The organism is Streptomyces sp. NPDC057638, from assembly GCF_042800315.1.
GTDB lineage: Bacteria > Actinomycetota > Actinomycetes > Streptomycetales > Streptomycetaceae > Streptomyces.
Genome location: NZ_JBHVHF010000129.1, coordinates 1 through 21,229, shown reverse-complemented (window position 1 = coordinate 21,229; position 21,229 = coordinate 1). Strand labels below are relative to the sequence as shown.

18 protein-coding genes are annotated in these 21,229 nt (G+C 73.7%); 12 read left to right on the top strand and 6 right to left on the bottom strand.

The window, feature by feature from the left end; translation table 11 throughout:
• Positions 1-140: 140 nt before the first annotated feature.
• From ACFVIM_RS18780 to ACFVIM_RS18770, 3 genes are all read right to left on the bottom strand, one after another.
• Positions 141-1,025: an aminoglycoside phosphotransferase family protein gene (locus ACFVIM_RS18780; RefSeq protein ID WP_384302513.1), complete on the bottom strand. Its 885-nt coding sequence runs from the start codon at positions 1,023-1,025 to the stop codon at positions 141-143.
• 45 nt (positions 1,026-1,070) lie between these two features.
• Positions 1,071-1,550, bottom strand: a complete 480-nt coding sequence (locus ACFVIM_RS18775) for a ferritin-like domain-containing protein (RefSeq protein ID WP_384302511.1) — start codon at positions 1,548-1,550, stop codon at positions 1,071-1,073.
• Positions 1,551-1,629: 79 nt separating this feature from the next.
• Positions 1,630-2,139, bottom strand: coding sequence for a hypothetical protein (locus ACFVIM_RS18770; RefSeq protein ID WP_384302509.1), 510 nt, complete (start codon positions 2,137-2,139; stop codon positions 1,630-1,632).
• 154 nt (positions 2,140-2,293) lie between these two features.
• On the opposite strand from ACFVIM_RS18770, the gene rimP reads away from it, so the two are divergent.
• The 8 genes from rimP (at position 2,294) to ACFVIM_RS18730 (ending at position 11,130) form a co-directional block, all read left to right on the top strand.
• Complete coding sequence (rimP, locus tag ACFVIM_RS18765) at positions 2,294-2,794, top strand: ribosome maturation factor RimP (RefSeq protein ID WP_384302507.1); 501 nt, start codon at positions 2,294-2,296, stop codon at positions 2,792-2,794.
• A 2-nt stretch (positions 2,795-2,796) separates the two neighbouring features.
• Positions 2,797-3,798, top strand: coding sequence for a transcription termination factor NusA (gene nusA, locus ACFVIM_RS18760; protein WP_384302505.1), 1,002 nt, complete (start codon positions 2,797-2,799; stop codon positions 3,796-3,798).
• Positions 3,799-4,249: 451 nt separating this feature from the next.
• Entirely contained in the window at positions 4,250-4,576 is a 327-nt protein-coding gene (locus tag ACFVIM_RS18755) for a YlxR family protein (protein ID WP_384302503.1), read from the top strand.
• 222 nt (positions 4,577-4,798) lie between these two features.
• Positions 4,799-7,816 (top strand): translation initiation factor IF-2, encoded by a 3,018-nt coding sequence (infB, locus tag ACFVIM_RS18750; protein ID WP_384302501.1) that lies wholly within the window; start codon positions 4,799-4,801, stop codon positions 7,814-7,816.
• 228 nt (positions 7,817-8,044) lie between these two features.
• Positions 8,045-8,338 (top strand): DUF503 domain-containing protein, encoded by a 294-nt coding sequence (locus ACFVIM_RS18745; protein ID WP_384302499.1) that lies wholly within the window; start codon positions 8,045-8,047, stop codon positions 8,336-8,338.
• 69 nt (positions 8,339-8,407) lie between these two features.
• Positions 8,408-8,851, top strand: a complete 444-nt coding sequence (gene rbfA / locus ACFVIM_RS18740) for a 30S ribosome-binding factor RbfA (protein WP_384302497.1) — start codon at positions 8,408-8,410, stop codon at positions 8,849-8,851.
• Positions 8,848-9,747 (top strand): tRNA pseudouridine(55) synthase TruB, encoded by a 900-nt coding sequence (truB, locus tag ACFVIM_RS18735; RefSeq protein ID WP_384302495.1) that lies wholly within the window; start codon positions 8,848-8,850, stop codon positions 9,745-9,747. Before rbfA ends, truB begins: the two co-directional genes overlap by 4 nt.
• Before the next feature lie 441 nt (positions 9,748-10,188).
• Positions 10,189-11,130: a bifunctional riboflavin kinase/FAD synthetase gene (locus ACFVIM_RS18730; RefSeq protein WP_384302493.1), complete on the top strand. Its 942-nt coding sequence runs from the start codon at positions 10,189-10,191 to the stop codon at positions 11,128-11,130.
• A 221-nt stretch (positions 11,131-11,351) separates the two neighbouring features.
• On the opposite strand, the gene ACFVIM_RS18725 is transcribed toward ACFVIM_RS18730, so the two are convergent.
• The 3 genes from ACFVIM_RS18725 to eccE all read right to left on the bottom strand — a co-directional run bounded on the left by ACFVIM_RS18725 (position 11,352) and on the right by eccE (position 16,778).
• Complete coding sequence (locus ACFVIM_RS18725; RefSeq protein WP_384302491.1) at positions 11,352-14,456, bottom strand: SCO5717 family growth-regulating ATPase; 3,105 nt, start codon at positions 14,454-14,456, stop codon at positions 11,352-11,354.
• A 262-nt stretch (positions 14,457-14,718) separates the two neighbouring features.
• A complete protein-coding gene (locus ACFVIM_RS18720) occupies positions 14,719-15,450 on the bottom strand; it encodes a hypothetical protein (protein ID WP_384302489.1) in 732 nt (243 codons plus the stop codon).
• Positions 15,450-16,778 (bottom strand): type VII secretion protein EccE, encoded by a 1,329-nt coding sequence (eccE, locus tag ACFVIM_RS18715; protein ID WP_384302487.1) that lies wholly within the window; start codon positions 16,776-16,778, stop codon positions 15,450-15,452. The genes ACFVIM_RS18720 and eccE overlap by 1 nt, the downstream gene beginning before the upstream one ends.
• A 404-nt stretch (positions 16,779-17,182) precedes the next feature.
• Here eccE and eccB point away from each other — a divergent pair, with 404 nt between their 5' ends.
• From eccB to ACFVIM_RS18695, 4 genes are all read left to right on the top strand, one after another.
• Positions 17,183-18,718 carry a type VII secretion protein EccB gene (gene eccB, locus ACFVIM_RS18710; protein WP_384302485.1) on the top strand — a complete coding sequence of 512 codons (1,536 nt, stop codon included), beginning with the start codon at positions 17,183-17,185 and terminating at the stop codon, positions 18,716-18,718.
• A 154-nt stretch (positions 18,719-18,872) separates the two neighbouring features.
• Positions 18,873-20,126, top strand: coding sequence for a type VII secretion-associated serine protease mycosin (mycP, locus tag ACFVIM_RS18705; RefSeq protein WP_384302483.1), 1,254 nt, complete (start codon positions 18,873-18,875; stop codon positions 20,124-20,126).
• Positions 20,127-20,431: 305 nt separating this feature from the next.
• The gene (locus tag ACFVIM_RS18700) at positions 20,432-20,770 is read left to right on the top strand and encodes a WXG100 family type VII secretion target (protein WP_384302481.1); all 339 of its coding nucleotides are present in this window, start codon (positions 20,432-20,434) and stop codon (positions 20,768-20,770) included.
• A 48-nt stretch (positions 20,771-20,818) separates the two neighbouring features.
• Positions 20,819-21,112 (top strand): WXG100 family type VII secretion target, encoded by a 294-nt coding sequence (locus tag ACFVIM_RS18695; protein WP_384302479.1) that lies wholly within the window; start codon positions 20,819-20,821, stop codon positions 21,110-21,112.
• Positions 21,113-21,229: the final 117 nt, after the last annotated feature.

Here is a 21,229-nt window from a genome sequence, read left to right as displayed (position 1 = left end):
GCCCAGGAGCGTCCGACGCTCCTGGGCGGGCCCCTGTCGTCGTGGCCCCTGTCGTCTTGAGGGCACCCGGGGCCCGGGGCTTCGGACCCCCGGGCTTCCGCACACCTTCGTGAAGCGGTTCCGCGCCGCTCAGTGCCGTTTCAGAGCCAGGAGGCGAACTCCAGCGTGGCCTCCGCCCGCCGGTCCCGCCCGGCCGACGGCGCCCGGGTCGCCGACACGACCGCGCAGAAGAGGACCCAGCCGCGCAGCCGGTCCGCGTCCACGTCCAGCGAGTCCGCGACCTTGGTGACCCGCCGCCGCGCCGCCCGCGCCCCGGACGAGGAGGCCACCAGGTCCTCCAGCCGGTCCAGGACCAGCCCCGCCAGGTCGTGGGCGCGCTCGCCGACGACGGGCTCGGGCCCGACCGCCAGCCAGGGCGTGCGCTCGCCCGCCAGCACCTTGCCCTGACGGAAGCAGCCGTGCAACAGCAGTTCCTCGGTGCCGGTGGCCGTCAGTCCCTCCCACGCCTCCAGGGCCTCAGCCACCAGCGGCGCGTCCGGGTACTCGCGCAACACGGCGGCCTGGCGGGCCGTTCGCGCCGCCACCGTCTCGAAGCCATGGCCCGGCTCCGGCGCGACCCAGAGCTTGCGGACCACTCCGGCCGCCTCCAGCAGCGCCTTCGCCTCCGGCAGCGACCGCAGGGAGACCTCCGGCCGCAGTCGCTCCAGCAGCAGCGCGTCCCCGGCCCCGGTCGGCCCGGGGGGCGTGGGCAGCACCCGCACCGCGCCCCAGCCGTCCCAGCGTTCCAGGGCCGCCCGTTCCCGGGCGGGCGCGGCGGCAGGCGGTGCGAGCTTCAGCGCGGCCGGGGTGTCATCGGCCCGCCGGACGAGCAGGACCACTCCGCTGCGGCCCCCGGGGGCGAGTACCCGGTCGATGGTGAGGTCCAGCCGGGCCACCGTCTCCTCGACGGTCGCGGGCAGCTCTCTCAGCCACTGGTCGTCCTCGCCGAGCGCCCGCGCCAGACGCTGGGGCGCTTCAAAACCCATGTGCGCGCATGTCCCCTTCGACACGCCGACCCCCGGGGGACCGGCTCACTGGACCGCCGGCCGTCCGTCCGCCGCCGGACGGGCCCGCTCCGCGAGCCCAGGAAAGGCTACGCCGCTGCCGCGCCAGCGCACGGCCCGCACCGCCGCCTCCCGCAGTGCCCCGGCCGCCTCCAGCCGCAGCGGTCCCCGCCCGGCCCGGACAAGATCGGAGTAGACGCCCGCCACCCGGTCCTCCAGATGGGCGGCGAGCCGCACGGCGGCGGCCGCGTCGGGCACCGGGAACGGCAGCGCGTAGGCGGGGGCGGAGGCGGCGGGCACCCCGCCGAGGTCGCGTACGGTCCGGGCGAGGGCGTCCCGGCGGGCCCGGTGGGCGCTGTGCGCCGCGGTCGCCTCGGCCCGGCGGGCCGGGCCGACCCGGGCGCCGACGACCCCGTACCCGTACACCGCGGCGTGCTCGGCCGCGAGCGCGGCCTGGACGGTGGCCAGCAGCGCCTTGGCGTCCCTCTGGTCACGCTCGTCACTCATCAGACATCCCCGTCGCGAAGGCGGTACGGAGACGGCCGGGCGCCCTCCCCGCCGATGGGACCGGCGGCACGGCTACGGCTCACGCCGCGCCCTCCTGTGCCGTCAGCAGATAGACATGGGTGGCGCTGGCGGCCGCCAGGGAGGCCAGCAGCCGGGCCAGTTCGGGTCCGGCGTCCGCCAGGGCGGTGGTGCGGGCGGCGGCGGCCCGCCGTTCGGCGCCGGCCAGCGCGGTCAGGGCGGCGGCTGGATCGGCGGGCACGGCCGGGGGAGCGGCCGGGGCACCGGACGGCGCCGTGGCGGGGGCGGTGGTCGTGCCGCCGAGGGCCGTCATATGGGCCGCCGCCGACGCCCGCAGCGGGGCCAGGCGTGCCGTGAGCTGGGGATGGCGCCGGATGGTGGCGTCGTAGTGGTCGCGGATCGTGCCGCTCGCGGCGGCCAATCGTTTCCGCAGTACGGTTTCCCGGGTGGTCTCCGCGCCCGGCGCACGCCCGCGCGTGTCAGCGCCGTCCGAGCACCCCGCCAGCGCGCCCGCACCGAGGGCGCCCGTCACCGCGAGCACGCGTCTGCGTGTCGTTCCCGTCGGCCCCACGCGCCTCTCCCTCGCTCTGCCGGTGATCATCGCCGCAGGCGAGCGTACCCGTGGCCGCCGCCGCGGTGGACGGCAACACCCTCACCGACCGGATACCCTTTGATCTGACACGCGACGATCCCACAACAGCACACGCGGCCGAGGAGTCACCCGGATGAGCACCACCCAGAGCGAAAGGCTGCGCGAGCTGGTGGAACCGCTCGTCAGCGCCGCGGAGCTGGATCTGGAGGAGATCGAGGTGACCCGCGCCGGGCGCCGTCGCCAGCTGCGGATCGTGGTGGACTCCGACCAGGGCGCGACCCTGGACGCCTGCGCCGAGCTGAGCCGCGTGATCTCCCAGAAGCTGGACGAGAGCGACGCCATGGGCGACGAGGAGTACGTCCTGGAGGTCGGCTCCCCCGGCGCCGAGCGTCCCCTGACCGAGCGCCGCCACTACGCGCGCGCCGTCGGACGCCTGGTCCGCTTCCAGCTGCACGAGGGCGGTGAGGTGACCGCCCGCCTCCTCGGGATCGACGACGACGGCATCGACACCGAGGTCCCCGGGGTGAAGGGGCGCAAGCCCACGGCCCGCCGGATCTCCTTCGACGAGGTCGCGAAGGCCCGCGTGGAGATCGAGTTCAACCGCAAGGACACGAAGAAGGAAGAGGAGGCGTAGCCGTGGACATCGATGTGAAGCTCCTGAGGGGCTTGGCACAGGAGAAGGAGATTCCCTTCGATCTGCTGGTCGAGGCGATCGAGTCGGCCCTCCTCATCGCGTACCACCGTACGGAGGGCAGCCGCCGTCACGCCCGGGTCGTGCTGGACCGCCACAGCGGCCATGTGACCGTCTGGGCGAAGGAGGAGCCGGGCGATCTGGAGGAGGGGCAGGAGCCCAAGGAGTTCGACGACACTCCGACCGACTTCGGCCGGATCGCCGCGACCACCGCCCGCCAGGTCATCCAGCAGCGCCTGCGGGACGCCGAGAACGACGTCACCTTCGGTGAGTACGCCCGCCGTGAGGGCGACATCGTCTCCGGCCAGGTGCAGCAGGGCAAGGACCCCAAGAACGTCCTGGTCCGGCTGGACGACAAGCTGGAGGCCATCCTCCCGGTCCAGGAGCAGGTCCCGGGCGAGGAGTACACCCACGGGCTGCGGCTGCGCACCTATGTGGTGCGCGTCGCCAAGGGTGTGCGCGGCCCGTCCGTGACCCTGTCGCGGACCCACCCCAACCTGGTGAAGAAGCTGTTCGCGCTGGAGGTCCCCGAGATCGCCGACGGCTCCGTCGAGATCGCGGCCATCGCCCGGGAGGCCGGACACCGCACCAAGATCGCGGTGCGGTCCACCCGTCCGGGGCTCAACCCGAAGGGCGCCTGTATCGGCCCCATGGGCGGCCGGGTCCGCAATGTGATGGGCGAGCTGCACGGCGAGAAGATCGACATCGTGGACTGGTCGGACGACCCGGCCGAGATGGTCGCCAACGCGCTCTCCCCGGCCCGGGTCAGCAAGGTGGAGGTCGTCGACCTCGCCGCCCGCTCGGCGCGGGTGACCGTGCCGGACTACCAGCTCTCGCTGGCGATCGGCAAGGAGGGGCAGAACGCCCGCCTCGCCGCCCGTCTCACGGGCTGGCGGATCGACATCCGGCCGGACACCGAGACGGTGGCGCCGGAGCAGCGGGACTGATCCGCCGTCCCGGCGCTGATCGGCCGACCACGGACACGGACACGGCGGGCGGACGGGATGTTCTCTCGAACTGGCTGGTTCCTTGTGGTCCGGCCCACGGCGCCCGCTGACCGTCCGGCCGGCGGGCCGGTGGTGGCCCGCCGATCGCGCGGCGGGCTCCGGCGGGCCGGTACCGGGCCCGTCATCCAGGCGGCCGGAGGGCCTCCTCCGGCCGGACCGCCCTGGGAGAACCCGCCCCGGACCACGACCGGGCCCGCCCCCGGGCGGTCTCCGGGAGGGCCGCCACGGTGCCGCCGGGAATCCCGCCGACCCGGTCCCGGTTGACCGGAACAGGGGCGTTCTCCGTGGTCGGGTCCGCGATCGGGTCCGCGATCGGGACTCAGATCTAGACAACGAGTGTTCGAATCTTGCCCCGTAAGGGTGAGGTCGGTGCGGGGAGGTAGACTTAATCGTGTCTGGCCGGACGCATGCCCAGGTATGCCCTGAACGCACGTGTGTGGGCTGCCGGGAGCGAGCGGCCAAGGCCGATCTGCTGCGGATCGTGATGATCGGGGAACAGTGCGTCCCCGACGATCGCGGTACGCTGCCCGGCCGGGGTGCCTATGTGCACCCCGCCGTGGTCTGTCTCGATCTGGCGGTACGCCGCCGCGCGTTCCCCCGGGCCTTCAGGGCCAAGGGGCCGCTCGGCACCGCCGATGTGCGGCACCACGTGGAGCAGTGGAACGGACGACTCCCCGACCTGTCGGGGCCGTCCGCGCCGTCTGCCCCGTCCGTGTGAGCGCGGACAGCGGTCCGGGACCCAGCTCCCGGGCGGCCGTCCGGGCGGCACGGACGAGCGATCCGGAGCGGTGAAGAAGAAGTACGGCACGGAACCCCGTGCGGTCAGGTACCTCGCGAGTTGGAAGTAGGTCGAGATTGCGATGAGCACTCGATGAGTACGCGATGAGTACGCCCATGAAGTAGCGACGGTCCGGCGTAACCCGGACCTCAAAGGAGCGATGTGGCTAAGGTCCGGGTATACGAACTCGCCAAGGAGTTCGGTGTAGAGAGCAAGGTCGTCATGGCCAAGCTCCAGGAACTCGGTGAATTCGTCCGTTCGGCGTCCTCGACGATCGAGGCGCCGGTGGTACGCAAGTTGACTGACGCTTTGCAGGGATCCGGCTCCGGTGCCGGCAAGACCGCTGCCAAGCCCGGCGCGCCCCGCAAGGCCGCGCCGTCCCCCGCCGCCCCCCGTCCGGGCGGCCCCACTCCCGGCGCGCCCTCCCCGGCCGCGCCGCGTCCGGCTGCCCCGAAGCCCGGCGCCCCGGCCCCCCGGCCGACCGCGTCCGAGGCTCCCGCGAGCAGCGCCCCGGCCTCGGCGCCCGCTCCGGGCCCGCGTCCGGGTCCCAAGCCCGCGCCCGCGCGTCCCGCGGCCCCCGTGCCGCAGGCGGAGTTCTCCGCCCCGGCGCAGCCCGCCGCCCCGCAGGCGCCCCGTCCGGGTGCTCCCGCCCCGCGCCCCGGCGCCCGTCCGGGTGGCCAGCGCGATGGCGGCCAGCGTGACGGTGGTCAGCGTGACGGCGGCCAGCGTGACGGCGGCCAGCGCGGTGGTCAGCGTGATGGCGATCAGCGCGGTGGCGACCGTCCGGCGCGTCCCGCGGGCCAGGGCGGTCCCCGTCCCGGCGGCCGTCCGGCCGGTCCCCGCCCGGGTAACAACCCCTTCACCTCCGGTGGCTCCACCGGCATGGCGCGCCCGCAGGCGCCCCGTCCCGGTGCCCCGCGTCCCGGCGGCGCCCCCGGTGCCCCGCGTCCGCAGGGTGGTCCCGGTGGCGCTCCGCGTCCGCAGGGCGGCCAGGGCGCTGCCCGTCCGACCCCCGGCGGTATGCCGCGTCCGCAGGCCCCCCGTCCCGGTGGCGGCCCCGCGGGCAACCGCCCGAACCCGGGCATGATGCCGCAGCGTCCCGCGGCCGGTCCCCGCCCCGGCGGCGGTCCCGGCGGCGGCGGTGGCCGTCCCGGTGGCGCTGGTCGTCCCGGTGGTGGCGGTGGCGGCGGCGGCTTCGGCGGCGGTCGTCCCGGGTTCGCCGGTCGTCCCGGTGGTCCGGGTGGCCGTGGTGGCACACAGGGCGCCTTCGGCCGTCCCGGCGGGCCCGCCCGTCGCGGCCGCAAGTCGAAGCGTCAGAGGCGCCAGGAGTACGAGGCCATGCAGGCCCCGTCGGTCGGCGGCGTGATGCTGCCCCGCGGTGGCGGCGAGACCATCCGTCTCTCCCGTGGTGCCTCCCTCACCGACTTCGCCGAGAAGATCAACGCCAACCCGGCCTCGCTGGTCGCGGTGATGATGAACCTCGGCGAGATGGTGACGGCGACCCAGTCCGTCTCCGACGAGACCCTCCAGCTCCTCGGCGGCGAGATGAACTACACGGTTCAGATCGTCAGCCCGGAGGAGGAGGACCGCGAGCTGCTGGAGTCCTTCGACATCGAGTTCGGCGAGGACGAGGGCGGCGACGAGGCCCTGGTCTCCCGTCCCCCGGTCGTCACCGTCATGGGTCACGTCGACCACGGTAAGACGCGGCTGCTCGACGCCATCCGCAAGACGAACGTGGTGGCGGGCGAGGCCGGCGGCATCACCCAGCACATCGGTGCCTACCAGGCCGCGACCGAGGTCAACGGCGAAGAGCGCAAGATCACCTTCATCGACACCCCGGGTCACGAGGCGTTCACCGCCATGCGTGCCCGTGGTGCGAAGTCCACCGACATCGCGATCCTCGTGGTCGCGGCCAACGACGGTGTGATGCCGCAGACGATCGAGGCGCTCAACCACGCCAAGGCGGCCGACGTCCCGATCGTCGTCGCGGTCAACAAGATCGACGTCGAGGGCGCCGACCCGACCAAGGTGCGCGGTCAGCTCACCGAGTTCGGTCTGGTCGCCGAGGAGTACGGCGGCGACACGATGTTCGTCGACATCTCCGCCAAGCAGGGTCTGCACATCGACTCCCTGCTGGAGGCCGTGGTCCTCACCGCGGACGCCTCGCTCGACCTGCGGGCCAACCCCGACCAGGACGCGCAGGGCATCGCGATCGAGTCCCACCTCGACCGTGGCCGTGGTGCCGTCTCGACGGTCCTGGTCCAGCGCGGAACGCTGCGCATCGGCGACACGATGGTGGTCGGCGACGCGTACGGCCGGGTCCGGGCCATGCTCGACGACAAGGGCGAGAACGTGGAGGAGGCGGGTCCGTCGACCCCGGTCCTCGTCCTCGGTCTGACCAACGTGCCGGGCGCGGGCGACAACTTCCTCGTCGTCGACGAGGACCGCACCGCCCGCCAGATCGCCGAGAAGCGCGCCGCCCGTGAGCGCAACGCCGCGTTCGCCAAGCGCACCCGCCGGGTCTCCATCGAGGACCTGGACAAGGTGCTCAAGGCGGGCGAGGTCCAGCAGCTCAACCTCATCATCAAGGGCGACGCGTCCGGTTCGGTCGAGGCCCTGGAGTCCTCCCTGCTCCAGCTCAATGTGGGCGAGGAGGTCGACATCCGGGTCCTGCACCGGGGTGTCGGTGAAGTCACCGAGTCGGACATCAACCTGGCGATGGGTTCCGACGCGATCGTCATCGGCTTCAACGTCCGCGCGGCCGGCCGTGCCTCGCAGATGGCCGAGCGCGAGGGCGTCGAGGTCCGCTACTACTCGGTGATCTACCAGGCCATCGAGGAGATCGAAGCGGCCCTCAAGGGCATGCTCAAGCCGGAGTACGAAGAGGTCGAGCTGGGCAAGGCGGAGATCCGCGAGGTCTTCCGCTCCTCCAAGCTCGGCAACATCGCGGGTGTCCTCATCCGCTCCGGCGAGGTCCGGCGCAACACCAAGGCCCGCCTGCTCCGCGACGGCAAGGTCATCGCGGAGAACCTCAACATCGAGGGCCTGCGCCGCTTCAAGGACGATGTCACCGAGATCCGCGAGGGCTTCGAGGGCGGTATCAACCTCGGGAACTACAACGACATCAAGGTCGACGACGTCATCGCGACGTACGAGATGCGCGAGAAGCCGCGGGGCTGACGCTCCGAGGTGCCGGAGAGGGCTCCGGGTCCCGCCGCCCACGGTGGCGGGACCCGGGTCCCCTCCCCGGACCCCGTGTGACTCGGGCCGGGGCCGTCCGACGGTGGAATATCCGTCGAGCGGCCCCGGCCGACGCGTGTACGGTTCTGGTGTTCCTGCCCATGGCGGCAGGGCTCAGGGACGCGTACGCGTCATGAACCCGGACCGGCGGGACATCCGGACACGTCTATGTATGTGGGGACGCTCTCCTTCGATCTGCTCCTTGGCGACGTACGGTCACTGAAGGAGAAACGCTCCGTGGTCCGCCCGATCGTCGCCGAGCTCCAGCGGAAGTTCGCCGTGAGCGTGGCGGAGACCGGCGACCAGAACCTCCACCGGCGGGCCGAGATCGGCGTCGCGGTGGTCTCGGGAGACACCGGGCACCTCACCGAGGTCCTGGACCGGTGTGAGCGGCTCGTCGCGGCCCGCCCGGAGGTGGAACTGCTCTCGGTTCGACGCAGGCTCCACAGCGACGAAGACTGAGGACAAGACCCCCTATCGGGTCGGCAGCAGACAGCAGCAGGCAAGCAGCGGTAAGAAGGAGAAGGACCAGTGGCCGACAACGCGCGGGCGAGGAAACTGGCGGACCTCATCAGGGAAGTGGTCGCCGAGAAGCTACAGCGCGGTATCAAGGACCCGCGGCTCGGCACCCATGTGACCATCACGGACACCCGTGTCACCGGGGACCTGCGGGAGGCCACGGTCTTCTACACGGTCTACGGCGACGACGAGGACCGGGCCAGCGCCGCCGCCGGGCTCCAGAGCGCCAAGGGCGTGCTGCGTTCCGCGGTCGGCGCCGCGGCGGGTACCAAGTTCACCCCCACGCTGACCTTCGTGGCGGACGCGCTCCCCGAGAACGCCAAGACCATCGAGGACCTGCTGGACAAGGCACGGGCCTCGGACGCCCAGGTCCGTGAGGCGTCCTCGGGCGCCAGCTATGCCGGCGAGGCGGACCCGTACCGCAAGCCGGAGGACGAGGACGACGCCTCCGCATGACCGATCGCACCCCACCCCCCGACGGCCTGGTCATCGTCGACAAGCCGTCGGGCTTCACCTCCCATGACGTGGTCGCCAAGATGCGCGGGATCGCCAGGACCCGCCGCGTCGGCCACGCGGGCACGCTCGACCCCATGGCCACCGGAGTGCTCGTGCTCGGCGTCGAGCGGGCCACCAAGCTCCTCGGCCATCTGGCGCTGACCGAGAAGGAGTACCTCGGCACCATCCGGCTCGGCCAGACCACGGTCACCGATGACGCCGAGGGCGAGATCACCGCCTCCGCCGACGCCTCCCGGATCACCCGGCCGGCGATCGACACCGGGGTGGCGGCCCTGACCGGGACCATCATGCAGGTCCCGTCCAAGGTCAGCGCCATCAAGATCGACGGCAAGCGCTCCTACGCCCGGGTGCGCGGCGGCGAGGAGTTCGAGATCCCGGCCCGCCCGGTGACGGTCTCCTCGTTCCAGGTCTACGACGTCCGTGACGCCGTCGCCGAGGACGGTACGGCGGTGCTGGACCTGGTGGTCTCCGTGGTCTGCTCCTCCGGCACCTATATCCGCGCCCTCGCCCGGGACCTCGGTGCCGGGCTCGGCGTCGGGGGCCATCTCACCGCGCTGCGGCGCACCCGGGTCGGCCCCTACGGCCTGGACGCGGCCAGGACCCTGGACCAGCTCCAGGAGGAGCTGACCGTGATGCCGATCGCCGAGGCCGCCGCGGCCGCCTTCCCGCGCTGGCAGGTGGACGAGCGCCGGGCCCGGCTGATCGCCAACGGCGTGCGGCTGGACATGCCCTCCCATGAGAGCTCGCCGGTCGCCGTCTTCGGCCCGGATGAGCGGCTGCTCGCGCTGGTGGCGGAGGAGCGGGGCAAGGCCAAGAGCCTGGCCATCTTCGTCTGAGACGTCTGAGACGTCTGAGCCGTCTGACTGTCTGAGACGTCTGACTGTCTGGGGCGCCTGAGGCGTCTGAACTGTCTGAGGTGCCTGAGGCGACTTCGACTGAGCCGTCGTCGTGCGGGGCGGCGGCTCGTGACGCCCCCGGGAGCGGGCACGCCGGGTCACGCGTCGGACCCGTCGGAGCGTGGAGCGGACGCGCCCACCGTCCGCTCCACGGTCCCCCTCCGCAGGGAGCCTCTCCCGCCCGGACCCGGCCCGCACCCCCGGTGACGGGCGCTCGGAGTGAAGCGAGGGGCACGCCGGGGGCACTCGCGTACCGCCGTGTGAGACGCCGGTGCGGTACCGATGCCCGCCCACGTCCGTGGGCATGGCAGTCTTAGACCTGCGTAATCGACAAGGTCTATCGGCATTCCAGAACACGGGTTCGGGCGAGGAGCGGTCACAGTGCAGCGCTGGCGTGGCTTGGAGGACATCCCCCAGGACTGGGGGCGCAGCGTCGTCACCATCGGCTCCTACGACGGGGTGCACCGGGGACACCAGATCATCATCGGGCGGGCCGTCGAGCGCGCCCGTGAGCTGTCGGTGCCGTCCGTGGTCGTCACCTTCGACCCGCACCCCAGCGAAGTCGTCCGCCCCGGCAGCCACCCGCCGCTGCTCGCACCCCACCACCGCCGGGCCGAGCTGATGGCGGAGCTGGGGGTGGACGCGGTGCTGATCCTGCCGTTCACCGCCGAGTTCTCGCAGCTCTCCCCGGCCGACTTCATCGTGAAGGTGCTGGTGGACAAGTTGCACGCGCGGCTGGTGGTGGAGGGCCCCAACTTCCGCTTCGGCCACCGCGCCGCCGGGAACGTGGCGTACCTGACCGAGCTGGGCCAGACGTACGACTACGAGGTCGAGGTCATCGACCTGCATGTCAGCGGGAGCGCGGGCGGTGGCGAGCCCTTCTCCTCCACCCTGACCCGGCGGCTGGTCGCCGCCGGTGACGTCGAGGGCGCGGCGGAGATCCTGGGCCGCCCCCACCGGGTGGAGGGTGTGGTCGTCCGGGGCGCCCAGCGCGGGCGCGAGCTCGGCTTCCCCACGGCGAACCTGGAGACCCTGCCGCACACCGCCGTCCCCGCCGACGGCGTGTACGCGGGCTGGCTGACGGTGGCGGGGGAGCGGATGCCCGCCGCGATCTCGGTCGGCACCAACCCCCAGTTCGCGGGCACGGAACGGACGGTGGAGGCGTACGCCATCGACCGGGTCGGGCTCGATCTGTACGGTCTGCACGCGGCCGTCGACTTCCTCGCCTACGTACGGGGACAGCGGACGTTCGCATCGGTGGACGCGCTGCTGGTCGCGATGGCCGACGACGTCAAGACGTGCCGTGAGCTGACGGCGGAGTAGGACCCCGCTCCAGGTCCGCCGGTCGGCGGCGGGGCAGAGGACCCGGTGGATGAGACGGCCGCGCGCCGGTGCCGCCGGGTCCACCAGTGTCTCCGGGCAGCATCAACACCCCTCGCCCCGGCGTCCGTTCGACGCCGCCCGTCCGGCGGGGGCGGGTCCGTCCACGCGCCCGTCCCGGCCGGTGGGTGGGGAGCACCCGGGGCGCTCCCCACCCACCGCCGTCAGCCCTGCGGAGCCGGGGGGTCCGGGAGCGGCCAGTCATCGTCGGGACCGCGCCGGTTCGCCTTCTCCTCCCGGCGCGGCCGCTCACCTTCGGACGGCCCCGCGGCTGGCTGCGGCTGCCCGGGATACGGCTGCACCGGCGGCGGATACGCGTACCCCTGGCCCTCGTTCGGCTGTCCGGTGCCGGGGGCCTGCTGGCCCGGGAGGGGTCCGAAGCCGCCCGGCCGGCCCTGACCGTACGGCGGCGAAGGCGGCGCGTACGCGGGGTGCGGCGGGGGCAGCGGCTGGCCCTGCGGCGGCGGGGGGCCCGGCGGGGTCGGCTGGACGGGTGCGCCGGGCTGGCCCTGGGGCGGCAGCGGCACACCCGGCGGCTGTCCGGGGGGCAGCGGCTGGCCCGGCGGCGCGCCGGGAACCCTCGGGGGCATCGGCGCCCCGGCCTGTCCCGGGTACCCCTGGGGCATCGGTGGGGGCTGCGGCGGCGGAGTGCCCGGGGGCATCGCCTGCGGCGGGTACGGGGCCGGGTGCGGCGGGGCCTGTCCCGGGTAGGCCGGAGCCGGATACCCCGGCCGCGCCGGGTGACCGGCGGGTCCCTGCTGACCGGGGTACCCGGGCTGGGCGGGCGGAGCGGCGTACCCCGGCGGGGTCGGCTGCTGCCCCGGCCAGCTCCCCGGCATCGGCGGCGCCATGGTCGGCGGCGGATTGCCGTCCGCCGTCCACAGCCCTTGCTGCTGCTGAGCCCGGACGAAGTCCTCCGCGATCAGCGCGGAGAGATGGAAGTACGCCTCCCGCGTCTTCGGCCGCATCATGTCCAGATCGACCTCGGCACCCGCCGCCAGATGCTCGTCGAACGGGACGACGACCACCCCGCGACAGCGGGTCCTGAAGTGCTGGACGATGTCCTCCACCTTGATCATCTTCCCCGTCTCGCGGACCCCCGAGATGACGGTGACCGACCGCTGCACCAACTCCGCGTACCCGTGCGCCGAGAGCCAGTCGAGCGTCGTCGACGCGCTGCTCGCGCCGTCCACGGACGGGGTGGAGACGATGATCAGCTGGTCGGCGAGGTCGAGCACCCCGCGCATGGCGCTGTAGAGCAGCCCGGTGCCGGAGTCGGTGAGGATGATCGGGTACTGACGGCCCAACACGTCGATGGCGCGCCGGTAGTCCTCGTCGTTGAAGGTCGTGGAGACGGCCGGGTCCACGTCGTTGGCGATGATCTCCAGCCCGGACGGCGCCTGCGAGGTGAACCGGCGGATGTCCATATACGAGTGGAGATACGGGATCGCCTGCACCAGGTCCCGGATGGTCGCCCCGGTCTCCCGGCGCACCCGGCGCCCCAGCGTCCCCGCGTCCGGGTTGGCGTCGATCGCGAGGATCTTGTCCTGGCGCTCGGTCGCCAGCGTCGCGCCCAGGGCGGTGGTGGTGGTCGTCTTGCCGACACCGCCCTTGAGGCTGATCACGGCGATGCGGTAGCAGGAGAGCACCGGGGTGCGGATCAGCTCCAGCTTGCGCAGCCGCTCGGCCTCCTCCTTCTTCGCCCCCAGCCGGAACCGTGAGGCCGCCGAGGGCATCCGGCTGGACCTGGCCTTCGGCCGGCCGCCCCGCAGCAGCCGGTCCGACGACAGCTCCACCGCCGCCGTGTACCCCAGGGGAGCCCCGGGCACCGAACGCTCGCGCTGGTCATGCGTCACCGCCGACGGCCACGCCCCGCCGCCCCGGGGGTCGACCGGCTGCGGCGACTGCTGCCCCGGTTGCGGCGGTGGGGGTACGGGAGTGCCGGGCCCGCTCGCCCCGGGCTGGCCCTGGGGGCCGGGCGGGGGCGGCGGGAAGCCGTAACCGGCGGGGGCGGCCTGAGGCGGAACGCCCTGCGCACCCTGCGCACCCGGGGTGCCGGGCACGGCCGGGGGGAGGGGCGCCGCGGCCTGCTGGGGCGGCTGGGGCTGGGGTGCGACGGGACCCGGCTCGTGGCGCGGCTGCGGAAAGCCGTAACCGGGCGGCGGCGGGCCCGGGACGGCGTCGGGTCGCGGCGGCGGGAAACCATCACCAGGCGGCGGAGCCAGCGGAGTTGTCGCGGGCGGCGGGGTCACCGGAGTTGTCGCGGGCTGTGGGGTCACCGGAGCCTCACCCTCCGGCGCGCCGGGCCGCTGCGGCGCGGTGGCGGCGGGCGCGAACGCGGGCGGCAGCGGGGGCAGTGCGGGCCCGCCCTCGTCACCGGTCCAGGACCGGGCCCCGGTGCCGTCCGGGGACGGGGTGGTGTCGGGGGCCTTGTCCGGCGTGGTCCTCGCCGGGGCGCCCGTGCCACCCGGAGCGGCGCCGAGGGTGCCTGCCGCTTCCTCGGTGGCGGCGGTCTCCTCGGCGGTCCCGGCCTCGTCCGACGGGACCGCACGCACGGCGCGCTCATCATGTGCCGTGGCAGGACGCGCCGCGGTATCCGGGTCCGGTTCCGGGTCTGCCGTGGGCGCCACCGGGGCGGCGGACGGAGCGTCGCCCCCGGCCGGACCCGGGCCGGTCGCCTTCTCCTCGGCCGACGGTGCCGCCGACGGGACGTCAGGGCCCGTCGCGGCGGGCTCTGTGGGCTCTGCGGGAGGGACGGGCGCGCCCGTGGTCGCGGCGGGCGGAGGTGCGGCGGGCGGGGCCGTGGCCACCGGCGTGGGAGCGCTCCCGGGCACGACGGCGGCCGGATCCGGCGCCGGGGGAGTGGACGCCGGTACGGGCTCCGGAGCCGCCGGACCGGGGGGCACGGGAGCCGGGACCGCGCCTGTGGCTGTCCCCGGACCGCTACCGGTCGCCGCGCCCGTGTCCGTACCCGCACTCGTGTCCGTACCCGTGTCCGTACCTGTCGCCGGGGGCGCTGTCGGCACCCTCGGTGGCCAGCCCGGCTCGAAGCCGCTGCCCTCCGGCGGGGAGGGGAGCCCCGGTACCGGCGTCCCCGGTGCTCCCGCCGCCGTGGCGGAGCCGTCCGTGCCGCTCGGTGTGTGCTGGGTGTACCAGGCCGGTGGGGTGTAGTCGATGGTGAACTCACCCGTCGCGTCGGCGGGTTCGGCGTCGGACTCGTCGGCGGGAAGGTCCCAGTCCCCGCGCACCTCGTCACGATCGCTGTTCACTGTGCCTCCTGGTGTGGTCGAGCACCCTTGTGCCGTCATGGGTGGGGGCGACCGCAAGGTCTTGTGCCACTCTCCGTACCACCCTAATCGTCAACGCGCCCGGTCCGGCAGGGCCGACCAGCCACCCGCCTCCGCCCTCTGAGACATGCCCCGCCGAAAGCGCGGGCCACCCTCGGCGCGGCCCCTCGTGCCGAGGTGGCTGCCCCACCCGAGTCCGCTCTGCGTCCGGTCGGGGCGCCCGTGCGCGCACGGGCGCCCGGCGTCAGTCCACGCGCCGGGCGGCGCCCAGCAGTCCGGTCTCGGAGTCCGTGGGCTGCGTCATGGCGAACTGGCGGTCCCTGGTGGTGCACCAGAGCGTCACCCCGTCCGCGAGGGTGGAGAGTGCCTCCGTCTCGGCCCGGGGCAGCCGCATCGCCGCGCCGATCCGCGCGGCCTCGTCCGGTGCTACCCGCTGCACCCCGACCAGGCCCGACTTCTCCATCAACCGGGCGGCGACCGGGCTCAGATAGGGCAGCAGCGTCACCACCGACTGCCAGGGCGCCGAGACCACCCGGCCGCGCGGCGGGCGCATCCCGCAGTCCCGGATGACGACCACCGGGCTACCGGCGGAGGCACCCTGGGGCGGGACCCGGCCCACATCGTGCAGGGATACGCACGGCTGACCGCCCCCGGCGGCCTGGGCCAGCGCCGTCCACGCGGGGGCCCGGCCGGTCTCCACCGTCACCCGTGCCCCGGTCGCGGCGGCGCGCAGCGCCAGCACCTGTGCCGTCCACAGCCCGCCGATCAGCGTCACGTCGTAGGGCGAGGGGCGGTTGATGCCGAGCACCGTCGGTCTGCCCTCCGCGTCCACGCCCATGACCACCCCGTCGTCGCCGACGGGCAGCGCCAGCGGGCCGAGCTGGTCCAGGGAGACGGTGTGACGGTCACGGCGCGGGCCGAGCAGCCCGAAGCCGATCCGGGACCGGGAGCCAGGCCGTGCGGCGGGCAGGGACATCAGCGGGCTCCCCCGAGCGGCAGAGTGGCGAGCATGCCGGGCAACTGCTCACGGTCCAGGCGGACCAGTCCGGTCCTGACCCCCCGGGCCATCCGCTCCAGTTCATGGCGGGCGGTCACCAGTTCCTCGTCGCTGCGCCCGGTGATCCGCAGATGCCCGCTGAGCGCGACGCCCTGGCGGCCACCGGGCCCCAGGGTGAGGCTGAACGTGGTCGCGAGCGCGGAGACCGAGGTCAGCAGCGCCACCAGCTGGGGCATCGAGGCCCCGTCGGCGCCGAACTGCGGCCAGCGCCCCACCCAGTAGGCCGTGTGCCGGCGGTCGTCCACCCGCCAGGTGCGGGAGGTCTCCTGTGTGCGCCGGGCCGGGGTCTCCACCCGGCCCGCCTGGGCGATGGCCAGCGGGCTGGCACAGGTCGAGGTGGCCAGCGCGGACGCCAGCTCCTGCTCGGTCAGGACGGTCGCGGCGAACCCGGACCCGGCCAGCCGGCTCGCCAACTGGTCGGCGGCGCGCACCAGACACCGCTGCGCGCCCTCCAGGCCGCCGCCGCGCGCGGCCACCGCCTCGGGGCAGAGCTCCGGGTCCAGCTTGAGCGCGACCCAGGTGATCCGCAGCGCCGGGGCGCCGCTCAGCGACTGGATCGGCCCGTAGTTGCGCGCCGCCACCGACTGCGACGGCAGGTGCGGCGCGGGCGCGGGCTGGGTGTGCTGCACGATCTGCGCCGACTCCAGCCGGATGCCGTCGACCTCCAGCACCTCCCGTATCAGCGCCAGGGGGAGCGGCCGGGCGGTGCGTTCCGCCCGCAGCGCGGTCCCGTCGGCCTCGACCTGGAGCACCGCCGTCAGGAACGTGCCGTCGCCGATCATCCCGATCGGCCGCCGGTCGCGGTCGCTGTAGGAGTACGTGCGCAGCGCGGGGTCGCACTCGATGACCGGGGCGAGCTGGGGGTCGGTGCCCGGCGGCGGTATCAGTGAGGGGGCCCTGCGGGTGCGGGCCCGGAAGGCGACGGCGGTGCCCAGCCACTCGGGCAGCGAACGGCGGTGCCGTCGCACCACGGCCAGCAGCACCAGCACCACGGCCAGTACGGCCGCCGGGGCGAGCAGCAGCGTGTCGACGACCCAGGCGGTCACCAGCAGCGCGGCGGCGATCTCCACCAGCACCAGCTGTTGCAGACGGAACGAACCGAAGTGGCCGGGACGCCCGGTGAGCCGGAGCACGGCCGCCCCCGGGGCCGCCGTGGGCGCGGCGGACCGCTGGTGCCCCGCCGGAGTGCCTTCCGGGGACTGCGGGACGCGCGCGTCCCCTCCCCGGCGCGAGGACCGTACGCGCATAGCGGAAGCCACTGTCCGTCCCCCGTTCACACGGCCGCTGTTCACCCTGGTCACCCCCGTCCGGGCAACGGAACGAGGGGTCTTGGCGGCCGGATCACCCTACCCGCCCCCGGGGTCTCATCAGATAAGAGGCATAGTAGGGGGCCGGTCTGACAAGCTCTGCCGAGCGGGCGGGGGCGCGTCGTACCAACGGCATCGCCCGAGCGCGACCGGCACGCTCCGGGCCGGTCGGCACTGATCCGGTCGGCACTGATCCGGTCGGCACTGATCCGAGCGGGACAGAGCCGGGCGGGACAGAGCCGGGCGGGACCGGGCGGGACAGAGCCGGGCGGGACCGGGCGGGCACCGCGCACCAACCGGTCGCCCGCCACGGGGAACAGCGCATCCTTCACCAGTGGGGACTCATGGCATCACGGCGGGAAGAGCTCAACGCGTACACCTTCGCGAAGAAGCGCACGGTCGCGGCCTTCCTCCAGCCCTCCGCCACCGGCACCGAGGAGGGCGCCCCCCGCCCCCTGCGCGCCATCGTCCCCGGGCTGATCGTGGGCGCGCTGGTACTGGCCGGATTCGGCGCCTTCGGGATGTTCAAACCCAAGGCGCCCAAGGACTGGGCCGCCCCCGGCACCAAGGTGATCGTGGGCAAGAAGTCCACCACCCGCTATGTGGTGCTGGAGACGGGCAAGGGCAAGAACAAGAAGGCGCTGCTCCACCCCGTCCTCAACCTCGCCTCGGCCCGGCTGCTGCTCGATCCCCAGCAGGTCAAGGTGGTCACCGTCAGCGATGACCTCCTGGACAAGGGCAAGCCCCCGCGCGGCCCCATCCTCGGCATCCCCTACGCCCCCGACCGGCTCCCCGGCGACAAGGAGGCGGGCGAGGCCAAGCGGTGGGCGGTCTGCCAGCAGCCCGGCGCGGGGAAGAGCGGCTCGGTCCAGAAGGCCACGTTCGTCTTCGGCGACCGCGACCGCCACCGTACCGAGGGTTCCCGCAAGCTGAGGGACGGACAGGTTCTCTACGTACGCGGCCAGAAGGGCCAGCGCTATCTCGTGGACCGGTCGGGCACCAAGTACCGGATACCCGGCGACCCGGCCGATCTGCTCACCCGTACCCTCGTCGGCAGCGAGGAGCCGCAGCCCGTCACCGACGACTGGCTGGCGACCCTCCACGACGGCGACCGGGTGGAGTTCCCCGAGATACCCGGGACCGTCGGCACGGACGCGGGTGTCGGCGGCGGCCTCAGCGACGGTCAGGATGTGGTCGGCCGGGTCCTCCAGGCGCAGACCGGCACCGGTCCGCAGCATTATGTGGTCCTCAGGAACCGGGTCCAGCGGGTCTCCGACTTCACCGCCTGGCTGCTCATCAACTCCCCTCAGACCGACCGGCTCGATATGCGCGGCCGGGCGACCGCCGTGGACGCGGCCTCGCTCTCCCCGGACGCCGAGGTCTTCGGCGACCACTACCGCTGGCCCTCCCTCAAGGCCGAACAGGTCAACTCCGCGGACGGCGGGCGCGACACCGTATGCAGCGTGCTGCGCAAGGTCGACGACAAGGGCCGTACCACCCTCTCCGTCTGGGCCGGATCCGCGTACCCGGCCGAGATCACCTCCGTCGGCACCAGCACCTATGTCACCCCCGGCACCGGGCTCCTCTACACCCAGGTCCAGGGCGAGCAGACCCGCCCCGGCGGTTCCCTCTTCCTCGTCACCGACACCGGGCTGCGCTACGCGGTCCAGGAGAACGGCGACAGCGACACCCGCCGTTCCGAGATCGGCACCGGGGACCGGGAGCGGGAGTCCGACGGCCGCCCCGAGCCCAGCCAGGCCCAGATCAGGCTCGGATACGGCAAGATCACCCCGACCCTGGTCCCCATCACCTGGTCGGAGTTCCTCTCCAAGGGGCCACGGCTGGACACCAACAGCGCGCGCCAGCCGCAGGGTTCCTAAAGCGCTTCCGGCGGATCGCGCCGGGCTCGTGTGCTGCCCCCGGCTACCGCCGGGCCTCCGGCACCGCACCGCTCTCCCGGGGCCTTCGGCCCGGGTGGGGGTGGCCCGGGCGGACGGCGCTACTGTGACGACACTCTCCAGGGAGGCTGACCCCATGCGCCCGTTCCTCCGCCGCGCGCTGCCCCTGTCGGCGGCCGTCGCGCTCACCGCCGGGGCCCCGCTCCCGTACGCCTCCGCCGAGCCCGTCGCGGAGGGCGTCCCCGTACGGCTCGACGGCGGCGGGGAGTGCACGTTCCCGATGCGGAGGCAGATCCCCGGTATCCCCTGGACCCTCCAGCGGGTGCTGCTGGACGAGCTGTGGCAGGACACCCGGGGCGAGGGGGTGCGGGTCGCCGTCATCGACACCGGGGTCGACACCCGCAACCCGCAGTTGCGTACGGCGGTGGACCGGAAGGCGGGGGCGGACTTCCTGCCCCGGGACGAGGACGGGCCGGGCCGTGGGGACGGGAAGGGGGGCGCCGCCGGGACCGTCGACGAGATCGGGCACGGCACCAAGGTCGCCGGGATCATCGCGGCCCGCCCGCGCGCCGGAACCGGGTTCGTGGGGCTGGCGCCCGCCGCCACCATCATCCCGATCCGGCAGAACGACGAGAAGAACAGCGGCAACGACCGCACCATGGCCCAGGCGATCGACCACGCCATCGCCGAGAAGGCCGACGTCATCAACATCTCCCAGGACACCGCCAAACCGCTGGCGCCGACCTCACGGCTCGCGCTCGCGGTACGGCGGGCGCTGGCGGAGGACATCGTCGTCGTCGCGTCGGCGGGCAACGACGGGATGGACGGCGAGGCGAAGAACACCTACCCCGCCGCCTTCCCCGGGGTGCTGGCCGTGGCCTCCTCCGACCGCAACAACGAACGGGCCGCGTTCTCCCAGCCGGGCCCCTTCGTCGGGGTCGCGGCGCCCGGCGTCGACATCGTCTCCACCGTCCCCGGCGGCGGTCAGTGCGTCGACAACGGCACCAGCTTCTCGGCGCCCTATGCCGCCGGGGTGGCGGCGCTGCTGAAGGCCAAGTACCCGAAGTGGACCGCCGCCGAGATCGGCGCGCGCATCATGCAGACCGCCGAGCGGACCGTCAACGGCCGCGACGACTATGTCGGCTGGGGCGTGGTCGACCCGGTGCGCGCCCTCGACGGCCGGGCCGAGCCGGTCGCCGCGCCCCGGGCCGACCCCGGTCCGCCCCGGCCCCCGGCGCCCGAGCCCGCGCCGCTCACCCTCACCGAGACCGCGCAGGAACGTTCCGAGCGATACGCCACGTACGCGGTGGGCGCGACCGTGGTGGTGATCGCCGTCATCGCGGGCACCGCCACGGTGCTCCGCGACACCCGCCGCCGCAGGACCCGCTGAGGGGCACGTCCGACCGTACGGGGACGGCCCGCCGACGGTACGGAGACGGGCTCGCGTGCCCCTACGGAGACGGGCCCGCCGACCGCACGGAGACGGGCGCTTCGGCGTACCGGCGGGGACGCCGGACGGCCCGCCGGGCCAGTCGCCACAAGGCCCCGCCGGGCCGAACCGCCAGGGCCGCCTTCCCGGTTGGACCTGTCATACCGAGTGGATAGAGTGACAATCGGACTGGTCGCACGGTCCGCACGGGGGCGGCATCCACACACGGCTTCCGTCTACGCCATGTCGAAGGAAGAAGGGGCACGATGTCGGGTAACGCGAACCTGAAGGTCACCAGCGGCGATATCACGGGCTTGTCGCAGAAGATCGACGCCTTCCAGTCGGATCTGAACGCGCGCATCACCTCGCTCAACTCGGTCGTCGACCGTATCCAGGCCGGCTGGAAGGGCGCCGCCAGCCAGGAGTACGACCGGGTCCAGCGCGACCTGAACCTCAAGCTCCGCAATGTCCAGCGCGACCTGGAGAACCTCCAAAACCTCGTCAAGATGAGCGCCGACAGCTTCGACGCGCAGGAGGTCGAGCGCCTCTCGACGTTCCGCCGCATGGAGGCGTCGCAGGGCAGCAGCGCCATCCTCAACATCTGACGCGCACGCACACCAGCGCAACCCGCACTTCGCCACGAGGAGCCACGCATGACGACCGCCGTCAATTACGACACCGTCACCACGGCCGCCAGCGACGTCCGTGCCACGTCGACCCACCTCACCCAGGAGCTGGCCACGCTCATGGGCCAGGTCAAGCAGGTCGCGGGCAACTGGGAGGGCGACGCCAAGGAGGCGTACATCGCCATCCAGGGGAACCTCGCCCAGAACATGGACGGGCTGAACCAGGACCTCGCCCAGATCGCGCGGCTGCTGGACCAGTCCGTGGTGGGCTACCAGGACACCGACCGGGGCAACGCGGCCCGCTTCCGCATGATGGGCTGACCCGTACCCGTACGGCCGGGTGCCCCACACCCGTACGACCGGCCGACCCGCACGCGTACGGTGTACCGACGCGGACCCGGTCGCTCACCAGGGGGCCGTCCGCGCGGTCGCGCGGAC